The organism is Microbacterium paludicola (assembly GCF_015235415.1).
Taxonomy (GTDB): Bacteria; Actinomycetota; Actinomycetes; order Actinomycetales; family Microbacteriaceae; genus Microbacterium; species Microbacterium paludicola.
This window is the reverse complement of the sequence record NZ_JADGLL010000007.1, coordinates 82,464-107,061: the sequence shown is the minus strand read 5'-3', so window position 1 is coordinate 107,061 and position 24,598 is coordinate 82,464. Positions and strand designations below refer to the sequence as shown.

Below are 24,598 nucleotides of genomic sequence, written 5' to 3'. Positions count from 1 at the left end.
ACATCGACCACACCACGCCGTACTCACGCGGCGGCCCGACCGCGGTGACCAATACTGCCCACCTCTGCGAAGCCCACCACCGCCTCAAACACCACTCCCGATGGGGAATGCGGCAAGGGCCCGACGGGCTCACCGAATACATCAGCCCGCTCGGACGCGTCTACGCCTACAAACCAACCCCGGTCATACGGTTCGAAGCCGAAGCCGAGATCCTCATGCCCGACCTGCACCTCGGCGACAACCCACCACCCTTCTGACCGTGCACTGCGGAGACCCTGGGCCTGGTACTGGCTATCCTCAGCGCATGAGCGCTCGGTCGGCGGCGACGGCACCTCGGTGGCGGTGGATCCTGTTCGCCCTTGTCGTGGGCCTCGTCGTGCTCGTGCTCACCGGCACCTCCTACGGTGCCTGCTACGACTCCCCGGACCCGGCGCTGAGCCGGTGCGAGAGCGGCCCTCTGCTCGGTGTCGCCGGCGTGTGGGTCGCGTGGGGGCTCTACGGGGTGTTCGCGGTCTTCTGCCTCCGGCGCGCGCTGTCGCGCACGCGGGTACGGTGACCTGGGTGAGCGACGACATCGCGGAGATCTGGTCCGCGGCGGCGGACGACTGGAGCACCTACTGGGCGGCGTCCGCGCAGCCAGTGTGGCCGGCGCTCCTCGACGGCGCCGCCGTGGCGCCGGGGGCGCGCGTGCTCGACGTCGGATGCGGCAGCGGCCAGCTGCTCGCGCACCTCGAATCCCAGGGCTTCGCGGTGGCGGGCACTGATCCGGCGCCGCGGATGGTCGAACTCGCTCGCGAGCACGCCCCCGGCGCCGACGTGCGCCTCGGCGGGTTCGAGGCGCTGCCGTTTCCCGACGGCGCCTTCGACGCCGTGCTCGCGGTCAACTCGCTCCAGTTCGCAGAGGACCACGTGGCTGCCCTCCGCGAGGCGGCACGTGTCCTCGCACCGGGCGGCGCGATCGGCGTCGCGAGCTGGGCGGAGACCTCCCGCAACGACATCGAGACGGTCGAGGACGCCCTCGCCGCCGCCCACGACGAGGAACCCGGCGAAGATCCGGACTACCGGCTCCCCGGCGGCCTCGAGGCCTGGCTCACCGATGCGGGGCTCCACGTCGTCGCGGCCGGAACCGTCGACGTCACGTGGGAGGCGCAGGATGACGGCGCGCTCGTCCGAGGCATCCTGTTCGGCGAAGACGACGCGACGATCGAGGAGCTCGCACCCGTCGTGCGCGAGGCATCCGCCCCGTTCCGCACCTCCGCGGGCGGCTACCGCTTCGCCAACGCCTTCCGTTTCGCTGTCGGCAGGCCGTAGGCCTCACGGGGCGGGGCGTCCGCCCAGCCGAGACCCCATACGCTGGAAGGGATATGGCGCATCTTCTGGGGGCCGAGGCCCTTCACCTCGAGTACCCGACCAAGGTCGTCTTCGACTCCATCTCGCTGGGCGTGAACGAGGGCGACCGGATCGGCATCGTCGGCCGCAACGGCGACGGCAAGTCGAGCCTGCTGGCGATGCTCGCCGGGCGACGCGAGCCCGACGCGGGGCGCGTGACGGTGCGCGGCGGTGTGACGATCGGCGTCCTCGACCAGGCCGACACGCTGCCCGACGACGTCACCATCGGCCAGGCGGTCGTGGGAGACATCCCCGAGCACGTCTGGGCGGGCGACCCCAAGGTGCGCGATGTGATCGCCGGCCTGCTCGGCGACCTCCCGTGGGACGCGCTGCTCGGCACGCTCTCCGGCGGCCAGCGCCGCCGCGTCGCCCTGGCGGCCCTGCTGGCCGGCGACTGGGACATCCTCGCCCTCGACGAGCCGACCAACCACCTCGACGTCGAGGCGATCGCGTGGCTCGCCGACCACCTGAAGAAGCGGTGGGCCCCGAACGCGGGCGGTCTGCTCACAGTGACCCACGACCGCTGGTTCCTCGACGAGGTCTGCACCGCGACCTGGGAGGTCCACGACCGCATCGTCGAGCCCTTCGAGGGCGGTTACGCGGCGTACATCCTGCAGCGCGTCGAGCGTGACCGGCAGGCGGCTGCGATCGAGCAGCGCCGCCAGAACCTCGCCCGCAAGGAGCTCGCGTGGCTGCGCCGCGGCGCGCCCGCGCGCACGTCGAAGCCGAAGTTCCGGATCGACGCCGCCAACCAGCTGATCGAGGACGTGCCCGAGATCCGCGACAAGACCGAGCTGCAGTCGCTCGCGGTCTCACGCCTCGGCAAGGACGTCGTCGACCTGCTGGATGTCTCGGTCGCGTACGGCGACAAGCAGGTGCTGCAGCGCGTCGAGTGGCGCCTCGCCCCGGGCGAGCGCACAGGCATCCTCGGCGTGAACGGTGCCGGCAAATCGACACTGCTGAGCCTGATCGCCGGCACCGTCGACCCGACGGAGGGGCGCGTCAAGCGCGGCAAGACCGTCAAGGTCGCGACCCTCACCCAGCGCCTCGACGAGCTCGAGGAGCACCTCGCCGAACCGGTGCGCGTCGTCATCAGCCGCCTCCGCACCACGTACACCTTCGGCACCGGATCGAAGGCCGCCGAACTCAGCCCCGGGCAGCTCCTGGAGCGCATGGGCTTCTCGAGCGCGCAGCTGTCGACGCCCGTCAAGGACCTCTCGGGCGGGCAGAAGCGGCGCCTGCAGCTGCTGCTCATCCTGCTCGACCAGCCGAACGTGCTGATCCTGGATGAGCCGACCAACGACCTCGACACCGACATGCTCGCGGCGATGGAGGACCTGCTCGACTCGTGGCCGGGAACCCTGATCGTCGTCAGCCACGACCGGTACTTCCTCGAGCGCGTCACGGATCAGCAGTACGCGATCCTCGGCGGGCGCCTGCGCCACCTGCCGGGCGGCGTCGACGAGTACCTGCGTCTGCGCCAGCTCGAGCAGTCGTCGTCCGGGAAGCCCGCGGAGGCCGCGGCCGCCACGCCCCGCGGACTGGCCGGGGCGGAACTCCGCGCCGCGCAGAAGGAGGTCACGGCACTCGAGCGCAGGATCGCCAAGCTGACCGAGCAGGCGGGAGCGGCCCGCGCCGCCCTCGCCGACCACGATCAGTCGGACTACGCCGGCCTCGCGCGCGAGATGGAGGCGATCGCCGCCCTGGAGGACGAGATCGCCGCGGCCGAGGAGCGCTGGTTCGAGCTCACCGAGGAGATCGGCTGACGCCGGTCTAGGCTGGTTCGCCGGCTCACGCCTCGGGAGCCGTGTCGAACCCCAGGCTCAGACGGCGCAGCAGCGTCGCGAGGCGCTCGCGCTCGGACCCCGACAGGCGATCGAGCAGCTCGGCCTCCGCATCCATGAGGCGCGTGATCGCGGCGTCGACGCGCACGCGGCCGTCCTCCGTGAGGGTTACCAGCACGCTGCGACCGTCGTCCGGATCCGCCTCACGACGCACGAAGCGGCGCCCGACGAGGCGGTCGATCCGGTTCGTCATCGTGCCGCTCGAGACCAGCGTCTGCTGCAGCAGCTGCTTGGGACTCAGCTGATACGGATGACCCGCGCGCCGCAGGGCAGAGAGCACGTCCCACTCCCACGGCTCGATGTCGGTGCGACGGAACGCATCCCGCCGGGCGCGGTCGAGGTGACGCGAGAGCCGGTCGACGCGCGAGAGCACCTCCATGGGCGAGAAGTCGAGATCGGGACGCTGCTGCGCCCACGCGCCGACGATGCGGTCGACCTCGTCCGTCTCGGATGCCATCCGCTCAGTGTATTGACACGCGGGGTCTGGACACGGGACGTTCACCCTGCGCGCCTCCCGCCGCGGCCGGGCGGCCCCTACGCTGAGCGCACGGAGGACCCATGAGCACACGACGCAGCCCGCTGCCGGCGCTGCTGGCGGCCGTCGTGGTGTGCGCCGCGATCGTCGTGCCCGCCCTGATCGCCGAGGGCACGAGGCCGCAACCGGCGGCGGAGCCGGTGTTCCCCACGGAGGTGTCGGCATACTCCTGGTGGACCGCCGCCCTCGCGCCGGGCGACGTGCCGGCCGCGAGCGCGATCTACCAGAACGGCATCGGCGTCGAGTTCCTCGACCTGCCGCAGGCGATCGCCCTCGGCGCCGACGGCAGCACCTACCGCCGGCTGTCGGTGGCCGAGCGGCGGTCCGCGCGTGCAGATCAGGGAGATCCGGCGCGGTCACTGCTCTCCGGCGACGGGACGTTCGCCCTGGTCGCGGGCCCGGGCGGCCGCGGCGACCTGCTGGCCGTGACGCTCGCCGATGGATCCGAGCGGTCATTCGACATCGGCGAGGGCCGCCACGCGATGCCGACGAGCATCGCGGGGGACACGGTGCTGCTGCTCACCGACGACAAGGAGATCAGCCGCTACACCGACGCCGAGTTCCGCCTGCACGTCGGCCTCTCGATCCTCGACCTCGCATCGGGGGAGATCACCGCGCTCGAGCAGGTGCGGGACGTCGACAGCGCCGCGCTCTCGCCGGACGGCTCGCGCATCGTCGCGCGGACCGGCAGCGGGCTGATGCTCCTCGATGCCGATGGGATCATCCTCGCGGACGGGATCGGCGACGGGCAGTGGTACATCGACGGGGACGCGTGGGCCCCGGATGGCGCGCGGTTCGCGGCGACCGACGTCGGCGAGGTGCACGTCGTCGACGTCGCGGGAGTCGAGCCCACGATCGTCAGCCATCCCGTCGACCCGCAGTACTCCTCGGCGATCGGATGGCGCGACGCCGACACGGTGCTGGTGGCGGGAGGCGATGGGAGCGGCGACAACGTCACGCGCTTCGCCTGGGTCGACGTCGACAGCGGCGCGCAGGAGGTGTTCTCGACCTATCGTCCCGACTTCACGGGAGCGGCGATGGGCAGCATCGACGTGGCCCGCGACCTCGTCGCCGCCTGGCGCGTGGAGCCCGTCGCACAGGCGGATCGCGGCGGCACTCCGCTGTGGCTCGCCGTCGTCGCGGCGGCGCTCGCCGCGGGCGTCGTCTGGCTGCTCACACCCCGCCGACGTCCGCCGATCGCAGAAGCGCTCGCCGAGCAGGTCCCGTCGGCCCCCACGGACACGCCCGAGCCCGCGAGCCGCGGGTGGCAGACTTGATCCGCGGCCCCGTCATCCGACGTCGGCCGCGGTCCGCCATGGTGTAACGGCAGCACGACAGCCTTTGGAGCTGTGAGGACCAGGTTCGAATCCTGGTGGCGGAGCATGAGCGACAACACGGACCTCGCGATCATCATCCTCGCCGCCGGGCAGGGCACCAGGATGCGCTCCGCGCTGCCGAAGGTGCTGCATCCGATCGGCGGACGCACCCTGCTCGGCCATGTGCTTCACACCGCGCAGCAGCTTCCTGCGTCGGTCGTGCGCGTCGTCGTGCGGCACGAGCGCGACCGGATCGTGCAGGCGCTCGAGGACATCCCCGGCGTCGAGGTGGTCGACCAGGACGAGGTCCCGGGCACCGGCCGGGCCGTGCAGCTCGCCGTCGACGGCCTGCCCGGCGACTTCGACGGCGATGTCCTCGTCCTCAGCGGCGACGTGCCGCTGCTCGAGACCGACACCCTCGCGTCCCTGCTCGAGGAGCACCGCGCGGCAGCCGTCGAGGCGACGCTGCTGAGCGCCACCCTCGACGACCCGGCCGGCTACGGCCGCGTGATCCGGGATGCCGACGGCTCGGTCGCCCGCATCGTGGAGGACAAGGACGCCAGCGACGACGAGGCAGCGGTCGCCGAGATCAACGCCGGCGTCTACGTCTTCCGCGCCGCGTCGCTGCGCGAGAGCCTCGCCCGCGTCGGCACCGCCAACGCGCAGGGCGAGGTCTACCTCACCGACGTCGTGCGCCTGCTGCGCGAGAGCGGCCGCCAGGTCGCCGCGCGCGCCGCCGCCGACGCGCGCATCGCGCTCGGCGTGAACGACCGCGTCCAGCTCGCGGAGGCCGCGGCCATCCTGAACGCGCGCATCGTCCGCCGCTGGCAGCGGGAGGGCGTCACCGTCCAGGATCCGGCGACGACCTGGATCGACGACACCGCGACGCTCGCGCAGGATGTGACGATCCTCCCGAACACGCACATCCTCGGTGCGACCACCATCGCCGAGGGGGCCACGGTCGGCCCCGACACCTCCCTGCTCGACTGCGAGGTGGGGGAGGGCGCCAGCGTCCGCCGGACTGACGCGACCCTGGCGGTGATCGGCGCGGGCGCCACCGTCGGACCGTTCGCGTATCTGCGTGCGGGCGCCGAGCTCGCCGCGGGAGCGAAGGTCGGCACGTACGTCGAGGTGAAGAACTCGCAGATCGGCGAGGGGTCGAAGGTGCCGCACCTGTCGTACGTGGGCGACACCACGATCGGCCGCGGCGTCAACCTCGGAGCCGGCGCGATCACCGCCAACTACGACGACATCACCAAGCACCGCACCGAGATCGGCGATGAGGTGCACACCGGGTCCCATAACGTCTTCGTCGCGCCCGTTAGGATTGGAGCCGGTGCGAAGACCGGTGCCGGGGCCGTCATCCGCAAGGACGTCCCCGCCGGAGCTCTCGCCCTCAGTGTCGCCCCTCAGCGGAACGTCGAGGGGTGGGTGGACAAGAACCGAGCGGGCACCGCAGCGGCCGAGGCCGCGGAACGCGCCCGAAGCGCAGAGAAGGCGGCCGATGGCGCGCAAGAGCAGGACGACCACTGACGACGAGCGACAGAAGGGCATCGCGCCCGGGATCGTCGCCAAGACCAAGAAGCGCCTCGTCGTGGTCTCGGGAGGTTCGCACCCGGAGCTCGCGCACGCGATCGCCGCTCAGCTCGGCATCGAGGTCGCCCCGACCGAGCGTCGCACGTTCGCATCCGGCGAGATCTACGCGCGGTTCGAGACGTCGATGCGCGGCGCCGACGTGTTCCTCGTGCAGACCTTCGGCAGCCCGGTCAACGAGTGGCTGATGGAGATGCTCATCATGCTCGACGCGCTCAAGCGCGCGTCGGCCAAGCGCATCACCGTCGTCGCGCCGTACTACCCGTACTCGCGCCAGGACAAGAAGGGCCGCGGCCGCGAGCCGATCTCCGCCCGCCTCGTCACCGACCTGATCGCGACCGCCGGCGCCGACCGCATCATGAGCGTCGACCTCCACGCCGCGCAGATCCAGGGCTTCTTCAACGGCCCCGTCGACCATCTGTTCGCCAAGCCGATCCTCGCGCGCTACTTCGAGGAGTCGCTGCAGGGTGAGGACCGCGAGACGCTGACCGTGGTGTCGCCCGACATGGGCCGCGTCCGCGTCGCCGACACCTGGGCGGACGAGTTCGGCGCGCCGCTGGCGATCATCCACAAGCGCCGCGACCCGAAGGTCGCCAACCAGGTCACCGTCCACGACATCGTCGGCGAGGTCGCGGGCCGCACCTGCCTGCTCGTCGACGACATGATCGACACCGGCGGCACGATCGTGAAGGCCGCCCAGGCCCTGAAGGCGAACGGCGCCCGCAAGGTCATCGTCGCCGCCACCCACGCGATCTTCAGCCACCCCGCCGCCGAGCGCCTGCAGGACGACGCGATCGACGAGGTCGTCGTCACCGACACCGTCCCCCTCGAGGAGGCCCGCCGCTTCGACAAGCTCACGGTCCTCTCCGCCGCGCCGCTGCTCGGCCGCGCGATCAAGGAGGTCTTCGACGACGGATCCGTCACGAGCATGTTCGACGGGGCCGCTTGATCAGGCGGGGTCGCGGGGCTTCGCCGGGAGGCTGACCTCGAAGGTCGTGTCGCCCGGGGTGCTCCTGACGGTGATCGTGCCGTGGTGCGCCTCGACGATCGCCTTCACGATCGCCATGCCGAGGCCGGTTCCGCCCGTCGCACGGGCGCGCGAGCGGTCGCCGCGGGCGAAGCGCGTGAACAGCTCGGCCTGCAGCGCCGGGTCGATCCCGGGGCCGTCGTCGTGCACCTTCACCACGCCGCGCGTCGCGCTGCCGGTTCCCTCGTGGCCGACGGACACCGTCACGGTGGTTCCCGCGGGAGTGTGGGTGCGGGCGTTGGCGAGCAGGTTCAGGATCACCTGGTTCAGCCGGGCGGCGTCGCCCGCGACGATCACCGGGTCCTCGTCCACGTCCATGCGCCAGATGTGGTCAGGGCCCGTCACCCGCTGATCCGCGACCGATTCGAGCACGAGCTGGGTGAGATCCACCGCCCCGTAGACGAGCTCCTGCCCCTCGTCGAGCCGGGCGAGCAGCAGCAGGTCCTCCACGAGTCCCGTCATCCGGATCGACTGCGCCTGGATGCGCTCGAGCGACTGCCCGGTCGTCTCGGTCAGCGATGGATCCCGCAGCGACAGCTCGGAGTACCCGCGGATCGAGGCGAGGGGAGTGCGCAGCTCGTGGCTCGCGTCCGCGACGAACCGGCGCATCCGCTCCTCGTTGCGCTGACGCGCGTGCAGGGACGCGTCCACGTGGTCGAGCAGGGTGTTGAGCGCGGCGCCCACCCGCCCGGTCTCGGTGCGCGGATCCGCCTGCTCGACGGGAACGCGCTCCTCGATCGAGACGACGCCCTGATCGAGCGGCTGCCGCGCCACGCGCTGCGCGGTCTCGGCGACCGCGCGAAGCGGCTTCAGCCCCTGGCGGATCACCAGCGTCGTCGCGGCGCCGAGGACGAAGAGGCCCGCCGCCGTGGTGAACGTGATGATGGTCAGCATCTGCCCGATCGTGGCGCGCACATCCGTCGTCGACTGCCCCATGATCGCGTAGCCGCCCGGGATCGTGCCGTGGAGCACCCGGAACTCGCCGAGGCGCGGCACCGAGAGCGTCGACACGGCAGCGACGGTCGGCGGGGCATCCTGCTCGGGCATCGCACGTTCCCCGAGCGAGAGGCCGCGCAGCTGCGATTCGGAGAGCGCCTGGATCGTGTGGTGGGCGTCGACGACCGCCCCGCTGCGGACCCCGCCTCGCGTCTCGAACACGAGGATCGTTCCCGGCGGCATCTGGGCGTCGGCGAGCGAGCCGGCCGGATCGATCGCCGGCGAGCGGGCGAGCCACTCCTGCGATTCGGTCACCATGTTGCGCACCTGCTCGGTGAGCCGCTCTTCGAGCGAGCTGTTCAGCATCACGCTCGTGATGGCGGCGACGACGACGAAGATCAGCGACACGAGCCCGAACACGGTCAGCATCAGCCGCGCCTGGAGCGACACCGCGTACCGGGGAGCTCGACCCTCCGGTGCTTCCTGCTCGCCCGTGCCGTCTGAGCTCACTGCGGAGCCTTGATCATGTAGCCGACGCCGCGCACGGTGTGGATGAGGGGCTCGCGACCGGCGTCGATCTTCTTGCGCAGGTACGAGATGTACAGCTCGACGACGCTCGAGCGCCCGCCGAAGTCGTAGCTCCAGACACGGTCGAGGATCTGCGCCTTCGACACGACCTTGCGCTCGTTGCGCATCAGGAAGCGCAGCAGCTCGAACTCGGTCGCCGTCAGCTCGATCTCGGTGCCGTCGCGCTCGACCTCGTGGCTGTCCTCGTTGAGGCTCAGATCGCCCACGCGCAGGATGGGCTCCTCGTCGGCCGCGTGCGCGGTGCCCGAACGGCGCATCAGCGCGCGCAGGCGCGCGACGACCTCCTCCAGGCTGAACGGCTTCGTGACGTAGTCGTCGCCGCCGGCCGTGAGGCCCGCGACGCGGTCGGCCACGGCATCCTTCGCGGTGAGGAAGAGCACGGGCACGTCGTCGCCGCTCTGGCGCAGGCGCTGCAGCACGCTCATCCCGTCGAGATCCGGCATCATGATGTCCAGCACCAGGGCGTCGGGGCGGAACTCCTTCGCCGCCTGCAGCGCCTCGAACCCGCTCTCGGCCGTGCGCACCTCCCAGCCCTCCATCTTCAGGGCCATCGACAGCAGATCGGTCAGCATCTGCTCGTCGTCGACGACGAGCACCCGGACGGGCGAGCCGTCGGAACGCAGCAGGGCAGGGGAGTGGGGCGTGCTCATGGACTCAATTGTCGGCAAGAACCTATGAGGTTTCTATGGAGCCGACTATGCGTGGGATGTGAGCCTCGCGCACAGACGGGGTGCTGCCATGTCGGTGGCCCGGCCTATCGTTCGTGCCATGGCCAACGATGACATCAGCGCCGCCCTCGGCGGCGTCGTGATCCGTCCCGGCGATCCCGATTGGGACGCCGCACGCCGATTCCACTCCGGGATCGGCGAACCCGCCCTCGTGATCCGGGCCGCCTCCGTCGACGACGTCCGCTCCGTCGTCAGGTACGCCGCCGCCGAAGGGCTCGAGGTCCTCGTCCGCAGCGGCGGGCACAGCGCCTGGGGCTCCGTGCCCGGCGGCCTCACCCTCGATCTCGCCGCCCTCGCCGACGTCGCGGTGGAGGGCACGCGGGTGAGCATCGGTGGCGGCGCGCACTGGGGAGCGGTCGCCGCGGTGCTCGCATCGCACGGTCTCGGCATCAGCTCGGGCGACACGACGTCGGTCGGCGTGGGCGGCCTCACGCTCGGCGGCGGCATCGGGCTGATGGTGCGCGCGTGGGGGCTTGCGTGCGATCAGCTCGTCGGCGTCCAGCTCGTGACGGCCGAGGGTGACGTCGTCGAGGCGACCGACGCCACGCATCCCGAGCTCATGTGGGCGCTGCGGGGCGGGGGCGGCAACTTCGGCGTCGTGACGAGGTTCGACTTCGAGGCGCACCCGCTGCGCGCCGTCTTCGCGGCGGAGCTCGGCTTCGAGGGAGATGCGCGGCAGGTGCTGCGGGCGCTGCGCGACGTCATGACCGACGCCCCGCGCGAGCTCACGGTGACGTACATGGACGTCCCGCCGATGGATCCGAGTGCTCCTCCCGGATCCTCGATCGGCGCGGTCTGGGCGGGGGATGACGAGACCCGCGCGCGCGAGGCGCTTGCGCCCCTGCTCGCCGTACCGGGCGTCGTGCAGCGCGATCTGGGGGTGCGCCCGTATCCCGAGGTGCTGCTCGAGCAGCCGGAGTTCGACCCCGAGACGCCGATGCCCGGTTTCGTCGGCGGCAACACCCTGCTCCGGGTGCTCGACGACGCCGCGATCGAGCGGCTTGTGGCCTTCCGCGAGTCGAACCCCGCATCGGTGCTCTTCCTGCGCTCGCTGGGCGGGGCATACGGCGACGTCCCGCAGGAGGAATCGGCGTTCCCCGCGCGGGATGCGACCTGGTTCGCGATGGCCGGAGCGTTCGACGTGCCGGGCATGCTCGATGACGCCGCCCGGACGCGAGCGCTCGGCGACTGGAACGAGATCGAGTCGCTCGGTGGCGGCGTCTACGGCAACTTCACGACCTCCACCGAGCCGGGCTGGGCGGAGCGGATGTACCCGCCGGCGACGATGGCGCGCCTCGCGGCCGTCAAGCGTGAGTGGGACCCGAAGAACGTCTTCCGCCGCAACCACAACGTGCTGCCGGCCTGAGCGCCAGACAGAGGCGGCGAGAGCGCGCCCGGAGGCCGGCGCCTCACAGCGGATCCATACGTCGCGCCCGGCCCGGTCATGAACCGCATTCCTAGCCTCGAGAGCATCCGAGGCCGCACCCGAAGACGGGTGCGGCCTCGATGTCCGTCTCAGACGAGGATCGTCAGTGGGTGTCCTCGGCCTCGATCTCGGTGCGGTCGCCCGACCACAGCGTGTGGAAGGTGCCGGGCTTGTCGATGCGCTTGTAGGTGTGGGCGCCGAAGAAGTCGCGCTGGCCCTGCACGAGGGCGGCCGGGAGGCGCTCGGCGCGGATGCCGTCGTAGTAGGCCAGCGACGATGAGAAGGCCGGCGAGGGGATGCCGGCCTGGGTGGCGGCGATCACCACGCGGCGCCACGCCGCCTGGCCGCGCGTGAGCGCGTCGGCGAAGTACGGGGCGGCCATCAGCAGCGGAAGCTCGGGGGTCTCCGCGTAGGCGTCGGCGATGCGGTTGAGGAACTGCGCGCGGATGATGCAGCCGGCACGCCAGATCTTCGACACGGCGCCGAGGTCGATGTTCCAGCCGTACTCGGCGGCACCGGCGCGGATCTCGTCGAAGCCCTGCGAGTAGGCGACGATCTTTGAGGCGAACAGCGCCTGACGCACGTCCTCGATGAACGCGTCGGCGTCGGCGACCTCGAAGACCTCATCCGGACCGGGAAGCGCGGAGGCGGCCTCGCGCTGCTCGGGGTGCGAGGACAGCGAGCGGGCGAATGTCGCCTCGGCGATGCCCGACACCGGCACGCCGAGCGAGAGGGCCGTCTGGACGGTCCACGCGCCGGTTCCCTTGGCGCCCGCCTGGTCGAGGATGACGTCGACGAGCGGCTTGCCGGTCTCTGCGTCGTCCTGACGCAGCACCTCGGCCGTGATCTCGATGAGGTACGACTCGAGCTCGCCCTTGTTCCACTCGGCGAAGACATCGGCGATCTCGGCGGGCGTCTTTCCCGTGCCGCGGCGGATCAGGTCGTACGCCTCGGCGATGAGCTGCATGTCGGCGTACTCGATGCCGTTGTGCACCATCTTCACGAAGTGGCCGGCGCCGTCGGTGCCGATGTGCGTGACGCAGGGCTCGCCCTCGGCCACGGCAGCGATCGACTTCAGGATCGGGCCGAGCGTGACCCACGACTCCTCGGGGCCGCCGGGCATGATCGAGGGGCCGTTGAGGGCGCCCTCCTCGCCGCCGGAGATACCGGCGCCGACGAAGTTGATGCCGGTCTCGCGCACCGCCTTCTCGCGACGGATGGTGTCGGTGAACAGCGCGTTGCCGCCGTCGACGATGATGTCGCCCGGCTCGAAGACCTCGGTGAGGGCCTGGATGACGGCGTCGGTGCCCGCGCCGGCCTTGACCATGATGATCGCGGTGCGCGGCTTCGCGAGCGACGCCGCGAACTCCTCGTACGAGTAGGCCGGGACGAACTCGGCCTCGGGGTGCTCCGCGAGGAGCTCGTCGGTCTTCGAACGGCTGCGGTTGAACACGGCGACCGTGTTCCCCTCGCGGCTCGCCAGGTTGCGGGCGAGGTTCGAGCCCATCACCGCGAGGCCCACGACCCCGATGTTGGCGACGGCGGATGTGGTGGAAGCGTCGGTCACGCGATCTCCTTGCACACGGATCACTGGGGCGATCACTGGGGTTTGGGGCGGGACGCGCGTGCGGTCCCGTCGCGTCCAGGCTAGTGCGCCCCGGCCTCACTTGAGACCGTGTGTGACGGTGAGGGGATCAGTCCTTGCGGTAGCCCGAGCGCCCGAGTGAGAAGAACGCGCCGGCGATGAGGACGGCGGCGACGATGGACATTGCCGCGATGATGCCGGCGAGGAGGTGCGAGGGATCGATCACGTCACAACGGTAACCGTTCGTCGGGTACGATGGAAAACGACCTCGGCGAGGGCGAGCCGCGTACGCGCGTGCTCAGCCGTTATCGACGCGGGTGGGCCTCGTGGCTCTCCCCATGCGTTGCGCAGTGACTGCCGGACGCCTGGGTCGAGACATCCCACAGACCATCGCGCGGATCATCCTGTTCCGTGCGTCCACGAGGAGACACCACCATGTCGGAGCAGAACACGCTCGCAGCCGAGGTGCGCACCCAGTTCGGCAAGGGCTTCGCCCGCCGCCTGCGCGCCGCCCACCAGATCCCCGCCGTGCTGTACGGCCACGGCACCGAGCCCGTGCACCTGGCCCTGCCGGGTCACGAGACGCTGCTGCTCGTCCGTCACGCCAACCCGATCGTCGAGCTCACCTTCGAGGGCACCACGCAGCTGGCGCTCGTCAAGGACGTGCAGCGCGACCCGGTGCGCCAGGTCATCGAGCACGTCGACCTCGTCGTCCTGCGCAAGGGCGAGAAGGTCACCGTCGACGTCCCGGTCCAGGTCGAGGGCGAGTCCTTCGCCGGCACCATCGCGACCCTCGACGCCACGACGCTGTCGATCGAGGTCGAGGCGATCAGCATCCCCGAGCACCTCGTCGTGAACGTCGACGGCCTCGAGGACGGCGCGCACATCACGGCCGGTCAGGTCGAGCTCCCCGCCGGCGCCACGCTCGTCGCCGACCCGGAGACGCTCGTCGTCGCCGTCTCGACGCCGCAGCTCGACACCACGTCGGACGCCGAGGGCGAGACCGAGGGCGACGCCGCTGAGGCCCCCGAGGCCGAGGCCGGCGAGGCCGAGTCGGCCGAGTAATCGGATCCTGTCGAAGAGGGGGCGCGAGCGATCGCGTCCCCTCTTCGCATGTCCGCGCGCACTGAGAGGATGACGCCATGGCAGACACGTGGCTGATCGTCGGGCTGGGGAACCCCGGCCCCCGGTACGAGGCGACCCGGCACAACGTCGGTCAGATGGTGATGGACGAGCTCGCCGGCCGGCGGCGCGAGCCGTTCAAGCAGCACAAGGCGAACGCGCGCGTCGCCGAGACATGGCTGCGCCCGGGCGGCGCGAAGCTCGTGATCGCCAAGCCGAACTCGTTCATGAACGTCTCCGGCGGGCCGGTGGCGAACCTCGCCCGGTTCTACGGCACCGCGCCCGAGCGCGTGATCGTCGTGCACGACGAGCTCGACATCCCGTTCGACACGGTGCGCCTCAAGATCGGCGGCGGGCACGGCGGTCACAACGGCGTCCGCGACGTCGCCAAGGCTCTCGGCACCACCGAGTTCGCGCGCGTGCGGGTCGGCATCGGCCGGCCGCCCGGTCGCCAGGACCCGGCCGACTGGGTGCTCGACCCGTTCAGCGCCCAGGACCGCCAGACGCTGCCCATCCTGATCTCTGATGCCGCCGACGCGGTCGAGCAGATCGTCGAGGAAGGCCTCCTCGCCGCGCAGCAGAAGCACCACGCGCCGAAGGCGTAGGTTTCCGCCCGGATCAGACCGCGCCGGATCCGGCGACACCCGCGACCGCGCCGAGGAATGCTGCCGCCACCGCGATGAACGGACCGAGGGCGGCGATCACGATCGCGGCGATCCCGGCGCCGCGGCCGCGCCGCTTGGCGACCGCGACGATCCCCTGCACGAGCGCCCAGATGCCGAGTGCGGTGCCGCCCCATGCCGCGATCTCCGCGACGAGCACCCAGTCGCGCACCGGAGTGAGGATCTCCATCCCGCTGCCGGGGGTGATCGTCTCGAGCCGTGCCCCGAGCCCGTTGCCGATCGCCGAGAGCGCGACGGCGAGCAGGATGCTCGCGCCGATCGTCGCGACGAGCGAGAGGATCAGCGCGACCATGCCGAGACCGCTCGACGGCTTCGGCGCGGGCGGAGCCTGCAGGTACTGCGCGTAGCGCGGGTCCTGCGGCGGCTGATACGGCGCGGCGGGCGCTCCGTACCCGGGGGCTCCGTACCCGGCGGGCTGCTGCCAGCCACCCGGGGCGGGCGGCTGCGGGACGGGCGGGATCGGCGGCTGCTGGGGTGAGCTCACGGGCCAATCCTAGGGATCTGCGAGCACATTGCCCGGGGGACGTGCGCCCCACCGGGATGTGCGCCACCCGGCTCCCGAGAAGTGCGCCCCACATGCGAGCGAAGCGAGCGTGGAGCGCAGCGACTGCCGACCATCTCTATACCGCGACGTCCGTTCCCGGATGGAGCGCAGCGACAGCCATCGAACGAGAGCGCCGGCGCGCAGCGTCGGTCGAGCGTTCGAGCCCGATCCCGGCTGCTCTCCTAGAATAGACAAGTGACTGTTCAGGGGATTCTGCGCGCCCTCGAGACCGCCGAATCGTTCCGGGACGCTCTTGCGGCATCCGCGGTCGATGCCGATCTCTCGCTCGTCGACGGGCTCGATGCGCCGGCCCTCGCCGCGCTTCTCGCGCGCCGGGTTCGCGCCGGCCATCCGCCCGTGCTGCTGGCGATCGCGGCGACCGGCCGGCGGGCCGAGAGCCTCGCGGCGGCGCTGAGCGCCGTCATGCCCGAGGCGGAGGTGCGCGACTTCCCGTCGTGGGAGACGCTGCCGCACGAGCGCCTCAGCCCGAGCCCCGAGACCGTCGGGCGTCGCCTGGCGACGCTGCGCCGGCTTGCGACGTGGGATGGATCCGTCCCGCTCGTGATCACGACGTCGGTGCGCTCGGCGATCCAGCCGATCGCGCGGGGGCTGGGCGATGCGGCCCCGATCCGGCTCGCGGTGGGCGAGCGCGGCGCCGAGCTGGATGAGGTGGTCCGCCGGCTCGTCGAGCTCGCCTACGCCCGCGTCGACATGGTCTCCCGCCGCGGCGAGTTCGCCGTGCGCGGCGGCATCCTTGACGTCTTCCCGCCGATCGCCGACCACCCCTACCGCGTCGAGTTCTTCGGGGACGAGGTGGACCAGATCCGCGCGTTCTCGGTCGCCGACCAGCGGTCGCTCCCGGGGGAGATCCGGGATGTCGAGCTCGTGCCGAGCCGCGAGCTGCTGCTCACGGACGACGTGCGCGGCCGCGCGCGCGAGCTGCAGCACGAGTTCCCCGGCATCGCGCAGATGCTCGAGAAGATGGGCCAGGGGATCCCCGTGGACGGCATGGAGTCGCTCACTCCCGTGGTCGCCGGTCCGCTGGTGTCCATCGTCGAGTACCTGCCGGCGGGCGCCGCCGTCGCGCTCGTCGACCCCGAGCGCGCCGTCTCGCGCGCGATCACCCTGGGGGAGACGAACCGCGAGTTCCTCGAGGCGGCGTGGAGCGCCGCCACCAGTGGAGCACGGGCGCCGATCAACCTCGACGCCGGTGACTTCCTGCCGATCTCGCGCCTTCACGACGACGTCCGCGACCGCCGCGGCGTGTGGTGGACGCTGAGCCCGTTCGACTCGGGCGCCGCCGACATCGCGGCCGAGCTCGACGCCCTCGCCGACGACGGGGTCAAGACCGCCCCCGAGATCTACTCGGAGGACGGCCGATCGGCGTTCCGCATCCGCGGCTCCGCCGTCCCGTCGTTCGCGGGCAACGTCGACGGTGCGGTCGAGCACATCGCCGCGCGACTCGCGGACGGCTGGCACGTCGTCGTGGCCGCAAGCGGCGCGGGCCTCGTCGAGCGCGCGCGCGACGTGCTCGCGGAGCGCGGCCTCGCGGCCCGCATCGTCGAGTCGCTCGACGACGCCCCCGAACCGGGCGTCGCCATCCTGACCCAGGCGAGCGTGGAGCGCGGCTTCGAGGTCGCCGAGGCGAAGCTCGCCCTGCTGACCGAGACCGAGTTCTACGGCCGTACCATCGGCGGCGACGCCCGCGTCGTGAAGAAGCTCGCCTCGCGGCGGCGCAACGTGGTCGACCCGCTGCAGCTCAAGCCCGGCGACCACGTCGTCCACGCGACGCACGGCATCGGGCGCTTCGTCGAGATGACGAAGCGCCAGGTCTCCAGCGGCGGGCGCAACGCGGTCAAGAGCGAGCGCGACTACCTCGTGCTCGAGTACGCACCGTCGAAGCGCGGGTACCCGGGCGACAAGCTGTACGTGCCCACCGACCAGCTCGACCTGCTCTCGAAGTACGTCGGCGGTGAGGCGCCGACGCTGTCGAAGATGGGCGGCAGCGACTGGGCCCAGGCGAAGGGGAAGGCCCGCCGCGCGGTGCGCGACATCGCCGTCGAGCTGGTCAAGCTGTACTCGGCGCGCATGGCGGCGAAGGGTCACGCGTTCGGCCCGGACACCCCGTGGCAGCGAGAGCTGGAGGAGGCGTTCCCGTTCGCGGAGACGCCCGACCAGCTGCAGACCATCGAGGAGGTCAAGCGCGACATGGAGCGCCCGATCCCGATGGACCGGCTGCTTTCCGGCGACGTGGGCTTCGGCAAGACCGAGGTCGCGGTGCGCGCGGCGTTCAAGGCGATCCAGGACGGCAAGCAGGTCGCGATGCTGGTGCCGACGACGCTCCTCGTGAAGCAGCACCTCGAGACCTTCCAGGAGCGCTTCGCCGGCTTCCCGGTGGTGGTCAAGCCGCTCTCGCGCTTCCAGACGGCCACCGAAGCGCGGAAGACCCTCGACGGGCTTCTCGACGGCACGGTGGACATGGTGATCGGCACGCACCGCATCCTGACCGACCAGGTGATCTTCAAGGACCTGGGGCTCATGATCATCGACGAGGAGCAGCGCTTCGGCGTCGAGCACAAGGATCAGCTGAAGAAGCTCAAGACGAACGTCGACATCCTCGCGATGAGCGCGACGCCCATCCCGCGCACGCTCGAGATGGCGGTCACCGGCATCCGCGAGATGTCGACCCTGGCGACCCCGCCGGAGGACCGGCATCCGATCCTGTCGTACGTCGGCCCGCGCAACGACAAGCAGATCTCCGCCGCGATCCGGCGCGAGCTGCTGCGTGAGGGGCAGGTGTTCTACGTGCACAACCGCGTCACCTCCATCAACGCGGTCGCTGCGCACCTCGCCGAGCTCGTGCCGGATGCGCGCATCGCGATCGCGCACGGCAAGATGGGCGAGCACCAGCTCGAGCAGGTCGTCGACGACTTCTGGGAGCGCAAGTTCGACGTGCTGGTCTGCACGACGATCATCGAGACCGGCATCGACATCACGAACGCGAACACGATCATCATCGATCGCGCCGACAAGTACGGCCTCGCGCAGCTCCACCAGCTGCGCGGGCGCGTCGGCCGCGGACGCGAGCGCGCGTACGCGTACTTCGTCTACGACGAGAACAAGCCGCTGAGCGAGACCGCCGCCGACCGCCTGCAGACGATCGCCGTGCACAACGACCTCGGCTCCGGCATCCAGGTCGCGATGAAGGACCTCGAGCTGCGTGGGGCGGGCAACCTGCTCGGCGCCGAGCAGGCGGGTCACATCGCGGGCGTCGGCTTCGACCTCTACCTGCGGATGATCGGCGAGGCCGTCGCGACCTTCCGCGGCGACGAGACCGAGGGCCCCGTCGAGCTGCGGCTCGAGCTTCCCATCGAGGCGCGCCTTCCCGAGTCGTTCATCGACGCCGAGCGCCTGCGCCTCGAGGCGTACCAGAAGCTGTCCGCCGCGGCGACCGCGACGGCGAAGGACGACGCGATCGACCTGGTGGTCGAGGAGCTCACCGACCGCTACGGCACCCCGCCGCCCGAGGTCGACGGCCTGATCGCGGCCGCACGCCTGCGCCGCCGCGCCGCGCAGGCGGGCCTCACCGACGTCGTCGCGATGGGCCGCAACCTGCGCATCGCACCGGCGAATCTCCCCGAGTCGATGCGCGTGCGGCTGCAGCGCCTCTACCCGGGAGCCAAGCTGCTGTCGGGTGGCGAGGCGCTGGTCGTGCCGCTGCCGACGGCGGGCGGCGAGCCGCTCGGCGATGCCGACCTCCTCGCCTGGGTCAGGCAGCTGCTCGATGCGCTCTGGCCGGCGCCCAAGCCCGCGGAGGACGCCGCGTCTTGAGCGCGTCCCCGCGGCGCGGTTGGATGGGCCTATGGAACCGGAGATCACCGTCGCGGAGAATGCCGAGCGCGCCCGCTACGAGGCGTACGTGATCGACCGGGAAACCGGCGCGCGAGACCTCGCCGGCGTGCTCGCCTACGACGACGGCGAGGGCACGAGGACGCTGCTTCACACCGTCGTGTGGGAGGAGCACGCCGGGCACGGCATCGGCGGACGCCTAGCGACCCGTGCCTTCGACGACGCCGACGACCGCGGCGTGAAGATCGTGCCGGTGTGCACCTTCGTGCAGGGCTGGCTCGAGCGGCATCCGGAGCGGATGAGCCTGGTCGCCTGACGCGCCGCGGTCGCGGACCGAGCGAGGCGGACGACTCCGACCCGGCCGGTAGGGTGGAGGCAGGAGTGCCGGGAAGTCTGGTCGGCGGCGGGTGAGCGAACCCGTCTCACCTGCTTCCCCATCCCGAAAGGCGCGCATGCACCTCCTTCGTTCCGAGCGTTTCCCCGCCGTCCTCCTGCTGACCGCGGCGGCCATCGGCCTGCTCATCGCCAACCTCCCGTTCGGCGGCGCCGTGATCGAGGCGAGCCACGTGCATCTCGCGATCCCCGGCACGCCGATCGACCTTTCTCTCGCGCACTGGATCTCGGACGGCCTGCTGGCGATCTTCTTCTTCGGCGTCGCCGTCGAGCTCCAGTACGAGCTCACGAGCGGCGAGCTCTCGAGCGTGCGCAAGGCGATCCAGCCCGCGATCGCCGCGGCGGGCGGCGTCATCGTGCCCATCCTTGTCTTCCTCGCGATCGCCGGTCACGACCCGGCCACGAGTGACGGCTGGCCGATCCCGACGGCGACCGACATCGCCTTCGCGCTCGGCGTGCTCGCCGTCTTCGGGCGGGGGCTGCCGTCGCCCGTTCGCGTGTTCCTGCTCGCGCTGGCGATCATCGACGACATCGTCGGCATCATCTTCATCGCCGTCGTCTTCGCGCACGGCATCGACCTCGGGATGCTCGGCATCGGCGCCCTGCTCGTGGTCGCCTTCGCCGTCCTGAGCCGGATCGATCCCGACACGCGCCGCGCGCAGACCGCGGTGGTCATCCTGATGATCGTCACCGCCATCGCCGCCTGGGCGTTCGTCCTGCTGTCGGGGGTGCACGCGACGATCGCCGGTGTGCTCCTCGGCCTCGCCGTGCAGCAGGGCCCCGGAATGCGCGCACGGCACGCTCTCGAGCCGTGGATCAACGGCGCGATCCTGCCGCTGTTCGCGTTCGCTGCCGCCCTCGTCGTCATCCCGCAGGTCTCGCCGAGCGAGCTGTCGCCCGCGCTGTGGGGAGTCGTCGTCGCGCTGCCGATCGGCAAGATCATCGGCATCACGCTGTTCGGGTGGCTCGCCATGCGGATCCGGCCTCGCGGAACGGAGCCGGGGGTGCGGTTCCCCGACATCGTCGCGGCGGGAGCCCTCGGCGGCGTCGGGTTCACGGTGTCGCTGCTGCTGGCGAACCTCGCGTTCACCGAGAACGATGCGATCCGCGACCAGGCGATCCTCGGCGTGCTCGGCGGCTCGCTCATCGCGCTCGTGCTCTCGGCCGTGATCGTGTCGCTGCGGGCGCGCCACTACCGGCTCGCCGCGGCCGCCTCGTGAGCCGCATGGCCCACGAACCGGCGGAGAATGGGCCAATGGAACGCGATCCGCTGCGAGAGGCCGTCGAGACGATGCGCGCGGTGCGCGACCGCTGCGTGTGGACGCAGCAGATCGACCACCGCGCGCTCGTCCCGTACCTGGTGGAGGAGAGCCACGAGCTCATCGACGCGATCGAGTCGGGGGATGCCGCCGACATGCGCGAGGAGCTCGGCGATGTGCTGTGGCAGGTGCTCTTCCACGCGGAGATCGCCTCGCGTGCGACGGACGCCCCGTTCGACATGGATGACGTCGCCGCGACCCTCGTGGAGAAGATGGTGCGACGGCATCCGCACGTCTTCGCGGGGGAGACCGCCGAGACGCCCGAGCGGGTGCTCGAGCTGTGGAACGCGGCGAAGGCCGCCGAGAAGCGACAGCGCGCGAGCGTGCTGGATGGCGTCGCCCGCTCGATGCCCTCCCTCGCGCTCGCCCAGAAGCTGCTCGGCAAGGCGGGACAGGTCGGCGTCGGCGCCGACATCGCGCTCGCCGTTCACGACGCCGCCGAGGTGGGGGCGGTGCCCGAGTCGGAGGAGGAGCTCGGAGACCTCCTGCTCACCCTCACCGCCGCGGCCCGCGCGAACGGCTGGGACGCCGAGCGCGCCCTCCGCGAGCGGCTGCGCCTGCTCGAGGACGAGATCCGCGCCGTAGAGAGCTGAGGAGCGGCGGATCCGGCGCCAGGGCCGCTCCGTGCGAGCGCGCCAGCGCGAGCCCGCCGACCCAGGGCCCGCCACGGATCTGGGAGAATCGATCCGCTATGGCTTCCGTTAATGCGCCGCGCGGCATGCGCGACTTCCTCCCCGCCGACAAGGCTCGCCGCGAGCGCGTGCTCGCCGTCATCCGCGATCGCTACCGCGCTCACGGGTTCGACGAGATCGAGACGCCCGTCGTGGAGGAGTACGCGCGCCTGCACGCGGGCATCGGCGGCGACAACGAGAAGCTCGCCTTCAACATCCTGCGCCGTGGCCTCGACGCCGAGACGATCCATGCGGCGGCGGACGATCCGGCGGCCCTGACCGACCTCGGCCTGCGGTACGACCTCACAGTGCCGCTCGCGCGGTTCTACGCGACGAACCGCGCCGCGCTGCCGACGGTCTTCCGGTCGATCCAGATCGCCCCGGTGTGGCGGGCGGAGCGGCCGCAGAAGGGCCGCTACCGCCAGTTCATGCAGTGCGACATCGACATCATCGGCGACGCCTCGGCACGCGCGGAGGCCGAGCTGATCGCCGCCTCCCTCGACACCCTCGACGCGCTCTCGCTGGAGGGTGCGACGGTCAGGATCAACGACCGTCGCGCGCTCGATGCGATGCTCGATGTGTTCGGCTTCGCGCCCGACGAGCGCCCGGGCGTCCTCATCACGATCGACAAGCTCGACAAGATCGGGCCATCGGGCGTGACCGCCGAGCTGCGCGAGCGCGACGCAACCGCGACCGCGGTCGACGCGTTCGACGCCTTCCTGAACCGGCCCCAGACCCGCGAGTTCCTTCCGTACGGCGAGGCGCAGATCCGCAAGGCGCTGCCCGAGGGAGTGGCCGACGAGGTCGTCGCGCACCTCGTCGGCATCGGCGAGTCGGTCGCCTCGGCTCGTCCCGGGGGCCACGTGCCGCTGCAGTTCGACCCGTTCCTCGTCCGCGGCATGGGCTACTACACGGGCACGATCTTCGAGCTCGCGCACCCGTCGGTGTCGTACTCGCTCGGCGGCGGAGGCCGCTACGACGGAATGATCGGACGCTTCCTCGGGCAGGACGTCCCTGCCGTCGGCTTCTCGATCGGCTTCGAGCGGATCGTCGACCTCGTCTCACTGCAGGATCCGGATGCCGCGCCCGCCGTCGTGCTCGTTCACGACCGGGACGTGCCGGTCGCCGAGCTGCTGGCGCTCAAGGCGCAGCTGGTCGCCGAGGGCTCGCGCGTGCGCCTCGAGCAGCGCACGAAGAACCTGAAGGCGCTGCTCGAGCGCGCCACGGCCGACGGCTACACGGCGTTCGCGACGGTGCGCGCAGGCGCCGACCGCGACGACCTGGAGCTCAAGAGCCTCTCGGTCTGAGTCGCCGCCGCTGCGGGTGAAGCTCAGTCGGCGGCCCGCGCGCGCTCGCGATGGAGGCGGATCGCGCGCGCGATCAGGCCGATCCCGAGCACCGCGGCACCCGCGACGACGCTCTGCCACGGCAGGGTGAAGGCGAGCAGCACGCAACCGGCGGCGCCGAGGACCTGCAGCCAGCGCGGGTAGCGGCGGACGGCCGCGCCCTGACGGTAGGCGGCGAGGTTCGCGACGAGGTAGTACAGCAGCACGCCGAAGGACGAGAACCCGATCGCGCCGCGCAGATCGGCGAAGGCCACGACGGCGATGACGACCACGCCGACCGCCAGCTCGGCGCGGTGCGGCACCTTGAACCGGGGATGGATCGCCGACAGGAACGTCGGAAGGTCGTGCTCCCGCGCCATCGCGAGGCTCGTCCGGCCGATTCCCGCGATCAGCGCCAGCAGGGCGCCGAGCGATGCGGCGGCCGCTCCCACGCGCACGACGGGGGATGCCCACCCCCAGCCGGCGGCGACGACGGCATCCGAGAGGGGAGCGTTGGACCCCGCCGTCCCCGCGGCGCCGAGGGTCCACAGCAGCGCCGTGCCGACGGCGGCGTACACGACGAGGGCGACCAGGAAGGCGATCGTGATCGCGCGGGGGATCGTGCGGGACGGATCCCTCACCTCCTCGCCCATGGTGGCGATGCGCGCGTAACCGGCGAACGCGAAGAACAGCAGGCCCGCCGACTGCAGCAGCCCCCACACGCCGCTCGGCAGCTCGCCCGCGAAGGCCCCTCCGGCCGCCGCGGGCGCGGTGAATCCCGCGGCCACGGCGACGGCGAGGGTCAGCAGCGACACGGCGACGATGATCTTGGCGGCGAGGGCGGTCCGGGTCACCCCGAGGAGGTTCACTCCCACGAGCGCCGCCACGGCGGCGATCGCCACCGGGCGCTCCCACCCGGCGGGTGCGGCATACGCGGCGAAGGTCATGGCCATCGCGGCGCAGCTGGCGAGCTTGCCGATCACGAAGCACCAGCCGGCGGCGAAGCCCCACCAGGCGCCGAGCTCCGCGCGGCCGTACGCGTAGGTGCCGCCCGCGATCGTGTGAACCGCCGCGAGCTGCGCGGAGGCGGTCGCGTTGCAGTACGCCACGACGGCCGCGATCGCGAGTCCCGCGAGCAGCCACCCGCCCGCGGCCTGTGCTGCCGGCGCGAACGCCGAGAACACGCCCGCACCGATCATCGCGCCAAGACCGATGGCGACGGCGTCGCCGAGTCCGAGACGGCGGGCGAGGGTCGGCGGCGCGCTCATGCGCCGGAGTATATGCGTCGCGGGTGGCCCGGACACGGCGCCCCGGTGTCGTGCCGTGTTCTGGTTGTATTGTTCTAGTTGTAGTAGAATAAGTACATGCTCCTCCGGATCGATCCGACTCGTGACGAACCGGTGTTCGTGCAGCTCGCGTCCTCCATCCGCGCGGATGCGGCCGCGGGGCGGATGCGACCGGGTGATCGCCTGCCGGCGGCCCGCGAGGTCGCCGCCGCCCTCGGCGTGAACCTGCACACCGTGCTGCACGCGTACCAGCAGCTGCGCGACGAGGGTCTGATCGACATGCGTCGCGGACGGGGCGCGGTCATCACCGACGCGGCGTCGCCTCTTGCCGCGCTGAGGGCGCAGGTCGAAGCGCTCGTACTGCGCGCGGAGCGCGACGGCGTGCCGCGCGAGGCCCTCGTCGCGATGGTGCGCGACATCTCCACCTGACTCCCCGCCC

At 71.5% G+C, this 24,598-nt stretch carries 22 protein-coding genes and 1 tRNA gene; 17 read left to right on the top strand and 6 right to left on the bottom strand.

Features of this window, described 5'->3' with window-relative positions; translation table 11 throughout:
- From IR155_RS05235 to IR155_RS05220, 4 genes are all read left to right on the top strand, one after another.
- Nucleotides 1-257, top strand: a 257-nt coding sequence (locus tag IR155_RS05235; protein WP_167760710.1) for an HNH endonuclease, incomplete at its 5' end; no start/stop codon positions are given.
- A 47-nt stretch (nt 258-304) separates the two neighbouring features.
- Entirely contained in the window at nt 305-556 is a 252-nt protein-coding gene (locus IR155_RS05230; protein ID WP_135113762.1) for a hypothetical protein, read from the top strand.
- A 5-nt stretch (nt 557-561) separates the two neighbouring features.
- Nucleotides 562-1,311, top strand: coding sequence for a class I SAM-dependent methyltransferase (locus IR155_RS05225; protein ID WP_135113761.1), 750 nt, complete (start codon nt 562-564; stop codon nt 1,309-1,311).
- Between the two features lie 53 nt (nt 1,312-1,364).
- A complete protein-coding gene (locus tag IR155_RS05220; protein WP_135113760.1) occupies nt 1,365-3,155 on the top strand; it encodes an ABC-F family ATP-binding cassette domain-containing protein in 1,791 nt (596 codons plus the stop codon).
- 25 nt (nt 3,156-3,180) lie between these two features.
- On the opposite strand, the gene IR155_RS05215 is transcribed toward IR155_RS05220, so the two are convergent.
- Entirely contained in the window at nt 3,181-3,690 is a 510-nt protein-coding gene (locus IR155_RS05215; RefSeq protein ID WP_135113759.1) for a MarR family winged helix-turn-helix transcriptional regulator, read from the bottom strand.
- A 101-nt stretch (nt 3,691-3,791) separates the two neighbouring features.
- Here IR155_RS05215 and IR155_RS05210 point away from each other — a divergent pair, with 101 nt between their 5' ends.
- The 4 genes from IR155_RS05210 (at nt 3,792) to IR155_RS05195 (ending at nt 7,626) form a co-directional block, all read left to right on the top strand.
- Nucleotides 3,792-5,045 carry a TolB-like translocation protein gene (locus IR155_RS05210; protein ID WP_135113758.1) on the top strand — a complete coding sequence of 418 codons (1,254 nt, stop codon included), beginning with the start codon at nt 3,792-3,794 and terminating at the stop codon, nt 5,043-5,045.
- Nucleotides 5,046-5,077: 32 nt separating this feature from the next.
- Nucleotides 5,078-5,149 (top strand) — tRNA-Gln (locus IR155_RS05205).
- 1 nt (nt 5,150) lies between these two features.
- Nucleotides 5,151-6,617: a bifunctional UDP-N-acetylglucosamine diphosphorylase/glucosamine-1-phosphate N-acetyltransferase GlmU gene (glmU, locus tag IR155_RS05200; RefSeq protein ID WP_135113757.1), complete on the top strand. Its 1,467-nt coding sequence runs from the start codon at nt 5,151-5,153 to the stop codon at nt 6,615-6,617.
- Nucleotides 6,589-7,626, top strand: a complete 1,038-nt coding sequence (locus IR155_RS05195) for a ribose-phosphate diphosphokinase (protein ID WP_135113756.1) — start codon at nt 6,589-6,591, stop codon at nt 7,624-7,626. Before glmU ends, IR155_RS05195 begins: the two co-directional genes overlap by 29 nt.
- On the opposite strand, the gene IR155_RS05190 is transcribed toward IR155_RS05195, so the two are convergent.
- Together IR155_RS05190 and IR155_RS05185 are read right to left on the bottom strand one after the other, a co-directional pair.
- Entirely contained in the window at nt 7,627-9,069 is a 1,443-nt protein-coding gene (locus tag IR155_RS05190; protein ID WP_135113774.1) for a sensor histidine kinase, read from the bottom strand.
- 77 nt (nt 9,070-9,146) lie between these two features.
- Nucleotides 9,147-9,878: a response regulator transcription factor gene (locus IR155_RS05185; protein WP_135113755.1), complete on the bottom strand. Its 732-nt coding sequence runs from the start codon at nt 9,876-9,878 to the stop codon at nt 9,147-9,149.
- Nucleotides 9,879-9,996: 118 nt separating this feature from the next.
- On the opposite strand from IR155_RS05185, the gene IR155_RS05180 reads away from it, so the two are divergent.
- Complete coding sequence (locus IR155_RS05180; protein ID WP_135113754.1) at nt 9,997-11,322, top strand: FAD-binding oxidoreductase; 1,326 nt, start codon at nt 9,997-9,999, stop codon at nt 11,320-11,322.
- 163 nt (nt 11,323-11,485) lie between these two features.
- Here IR155_RS05180 and gndA read toward each other — a convergent pair whose 3' ends face one another.
- Entirely contained in the window at nt 11,486-12,889 is a 1,404-nt protein-coding gene (gndA, locus tag IR155_RS05175; RefSeq protein ID WP_228066681.1) for an NADP-dependent phosphogluconate dehydrogenase, read from the bottom strand.
- A gap of 513 nt (nt 12,890-13,402) precedes the next feature.
- Here gndA and IR155_RS05170 point away from each other — a divergent pair.
- Both IR155_RS05170 and pth read left to right on the top strand, forming a co-directional pair.
- Entirely contained in the window at nt 13,403-14,032 is a 630-nt protein-coding gene (locus IR155_RS05170; protein WP_135113752.1) for a 50S ribosomal protein L25/general stress protein Ctc, read from the top strand.
- A gap of 77 nt (nt 14,033-14,109) precedes the next feature.
- Entirely contained in the window at nt 14,110-14,694 is a 585-nt protein-coding gene (pth, locus tag IR155_RS05165; RefSeq protein WP_135113751.1) for an aminoacyl-tRNA hydrolase, read from the top strand.
- A 13-nt stretch (nt 14,695-14,707) separates the two neighbouring features.
- Here the strand turns inward: pth and IR155_RS05160 are convergent, their stop codons facing one another.
- Complete coding sequence (locus IR155_RS05160; RefSeq protein ID WP_135113750.1) at nt 14,708-15,256, bottom strand: hypothetical protein; 549 nt, start codon at nt 15,254-15,256, stop codon at nt 14,708-14,710.
- Between the two features lie 255 nt (nt 15,257-15,511).
- Between IR155_RS05160 and mfd the strand changes: the two genes are divergently transcribed.
- The 5 genes from mfd (at nt 15,512) to hisS (ending at nt 22,855) form a co-directional block, all read left to right on the top strand.
- Entirely contained in the window at nt 15,512-19,147 is a 3,636-nt protein-coding gene (mfd, locus tag IR155_RS05155; protein WP_167760709.1) for a transcription-repair coupling factor, read from the top strand.
- Nucleotides 19,148-19,178: 31 nt separating this feature from the next.
- Complete coding sequence (locus IR155_RS05150; RefSeq protein WP_167760708.1) at nt 19,179-19,481, top strand: GNAT family N-acetyltransferase; 303 nt, start codon at nt 19,179-19,181, stop codon at nt 19,479-19,481.
- Nucleotides 19,482-19,617: 136 nt separating this feature from the next.
- Entirely contained in the window at nt 19,618-20,778 is a 1,161-nt protein-coding gene (nhaA, locus tag IR155_RS05145) for a Na+/H+ antiporter NhaA (RefSeq protein ID WP_135113748.1), read from the top strand.
- Nucleotides 20,779-20,813: 35 nt separating this feature from the next.
- Complete coding sequence (locus IR155_RS05140; protein ID WP_135113747.1) at nt 20,814-21,470, top strand: MazG family protein; 657 nt, start codon at nt 20,814-20,816, stop codon at nt 21,468-21,470.
- Between the two features lie 98 nt (nt 21,471-21,568).
- The gene (gene hisS / locus IR155_RS05135) at nt 21,569-22,855 is read left to right on the top strand and encodes a histidine--tRNA ligase (protein ID WP_135113746.1); all 1,287 of its coding nucleotides are present in this window, start codon (nt 21,569-21,571) and stop codon (nt 22,853-22,855) included.
- Nucleotides 22,856-22,878: 23 nt separating this feature from the next.
- Here hisS and IR155_RS05130 read toward each other — a convergent pair whose 3' ends face one another.
- Nucleotides 22,879-24,141, bottom strand: a complete 1,263-nt coding sequence (locus IR155_RS05130; protein WP_135113745.1) for an APC family permease — start codon at nt 24,139-24,141, stop codon at nt 22,879-22,881.
- 96 nt (nt 24,142-24,237) lie between these two features.
- On the opposite strand from IR155_RS05130, the gene IR155_RS05125 reads away from it, so the two are divergent.
- Nucleotides 24,238-24,588 (top strand): GntR family transcriptional regulator, encoded by a 351-nt coding sequence (locus IR155_RS05125; protein WP_135113744.1) that lies wholly within the window; start codon nt 24,238-24,240, stop codon nt 24,586-24,588.
- The last annotated feature ends 10 nt before the right edge of the window (nt 24,589-24,598 follow it).

Bases quoted from the DNA above. Each gene is read 5' to 3' on its own strand.
- IR155_RS05230 (WP_135113762.1), top strand. From the start codon at position 305: ATGAGCGCTCGGTCGGCGGCGACGGCACCTCGGTGGCGGTGGATCCTG.
- IR155_RS05220 (WP_135113760.1), top strand. From the start codon at position 1,365: ATGGCGCATCTTCTGGGGGCCGAGGCCCTTCACCTCGAGTACCCGACC.
- IR155_RS05215 (WP_135113759.1), bottom strand. From the start codon at position 3,690: ATGGCATCCGAGACGGACGAGGTCGACCGCATCGTCGGCGCGTGGGCG.
- IR155_RS05210 (WP_135113758.1), top strand. From the start codon at position 3,792: ATGAGCACACGACGCAGCCCGCTGCCGGCGCTGCTGGCGGCCGTCGTG.
- glmU (WP_135113757.1), top strand. From the start codon at position 5,151: ATGAGCGACAACACGGACCTCGCGATCATCATCCTCGCCGCCGGGCAG.
- IR155_RS05195 (WP_135113756.1), top strand. From the start codon at position 6,589: ATGGCGCGCAAGAGCAGGACGACCACTGACGACGAGCGACAGAAGGGC.
- IR155_RS05190 (WP_135113774.1), bottom strand. From the start codon at position 9,069: ATGCTGACCGTGTTCGGGCTCGTGTCGCTGATCTTCGTCGTCGTCGCC.
- IR155_RS05185 (WP_135113755.1), bottom strand. From the start codon at position 9,878: ATGAGCACGCCCCACTCCCCTGCCCTGCTGCGTTCCGACGGCTCGCCC.
- IR155_RS05180 (WP_135113754.1), top strand. From the start codon at position 9,997: ATGGCCAACGATGACATCAGCGCCGCCCTCGGCGGCGTCGTGATCCGT.
- gndA (WP_228066681.1), bottom strand. From the start codon at position 12,889: ATGGGCTCGAACCTCGCCCGCAACCTGGCGAGCCGCGAGGGGAACACG.
- IR155_RS05170 (WP_135113752.1), top strand. From the start codon at position 13,403: ATGTCGGAGCAGAACACGCTCGCAGCCGAGGTGCGCACCCAGTTCGGC.
- pth (WP_135113751.1), top strand. From the start codon at position 14,110: ATGGCAGACACGTGGCTGATCGTCGGGCTGGGGAACCCCGGCCCCCGG.
- IR155_RS05150 (WP_167760708.1), top strand. From the start codon at position 19,179: ATGGAACCGGAGATCACCGTCGCGGAGAATGCCGAGCGCGCCCGCTAC.
- nhaA (WP_135113748.1), top strand. From the start codon at position 19,618: ATGCACCTCCTTCGTTCCGAGCGTTTCCCCGCCGTCCTCCTGCTGACC.
- IR155_RS05140 (WP_135113747.1), top strand. From the start codon at position 20,814: ATGGAACGCGATCCGCTGCGAGAGGCCGTCGAGACGATGCGCGCGGTG.
- hisS (WP_135113746.1), top strand. From the start codon at position 21,569: ATGGCTTCCGTTAATGCGCCGCGCGGCATGCGCGACTTCCTCCCCGCC.
- IR155_RS05130 (WP_135113745.1), bottom strand. From the start codon at position 24,141: ATGAGCGCGCCGCCGACCCTCGCCCGCCGTCTCGGACTCGGCGACGCC.
- IR155_RS05125 (WP_135113744.1), top strand. From the start codon at position 24,238: ATGCTCCTCCGGATCGATCCGACTCGTGACGAACCGGTGTTCGTGCAG.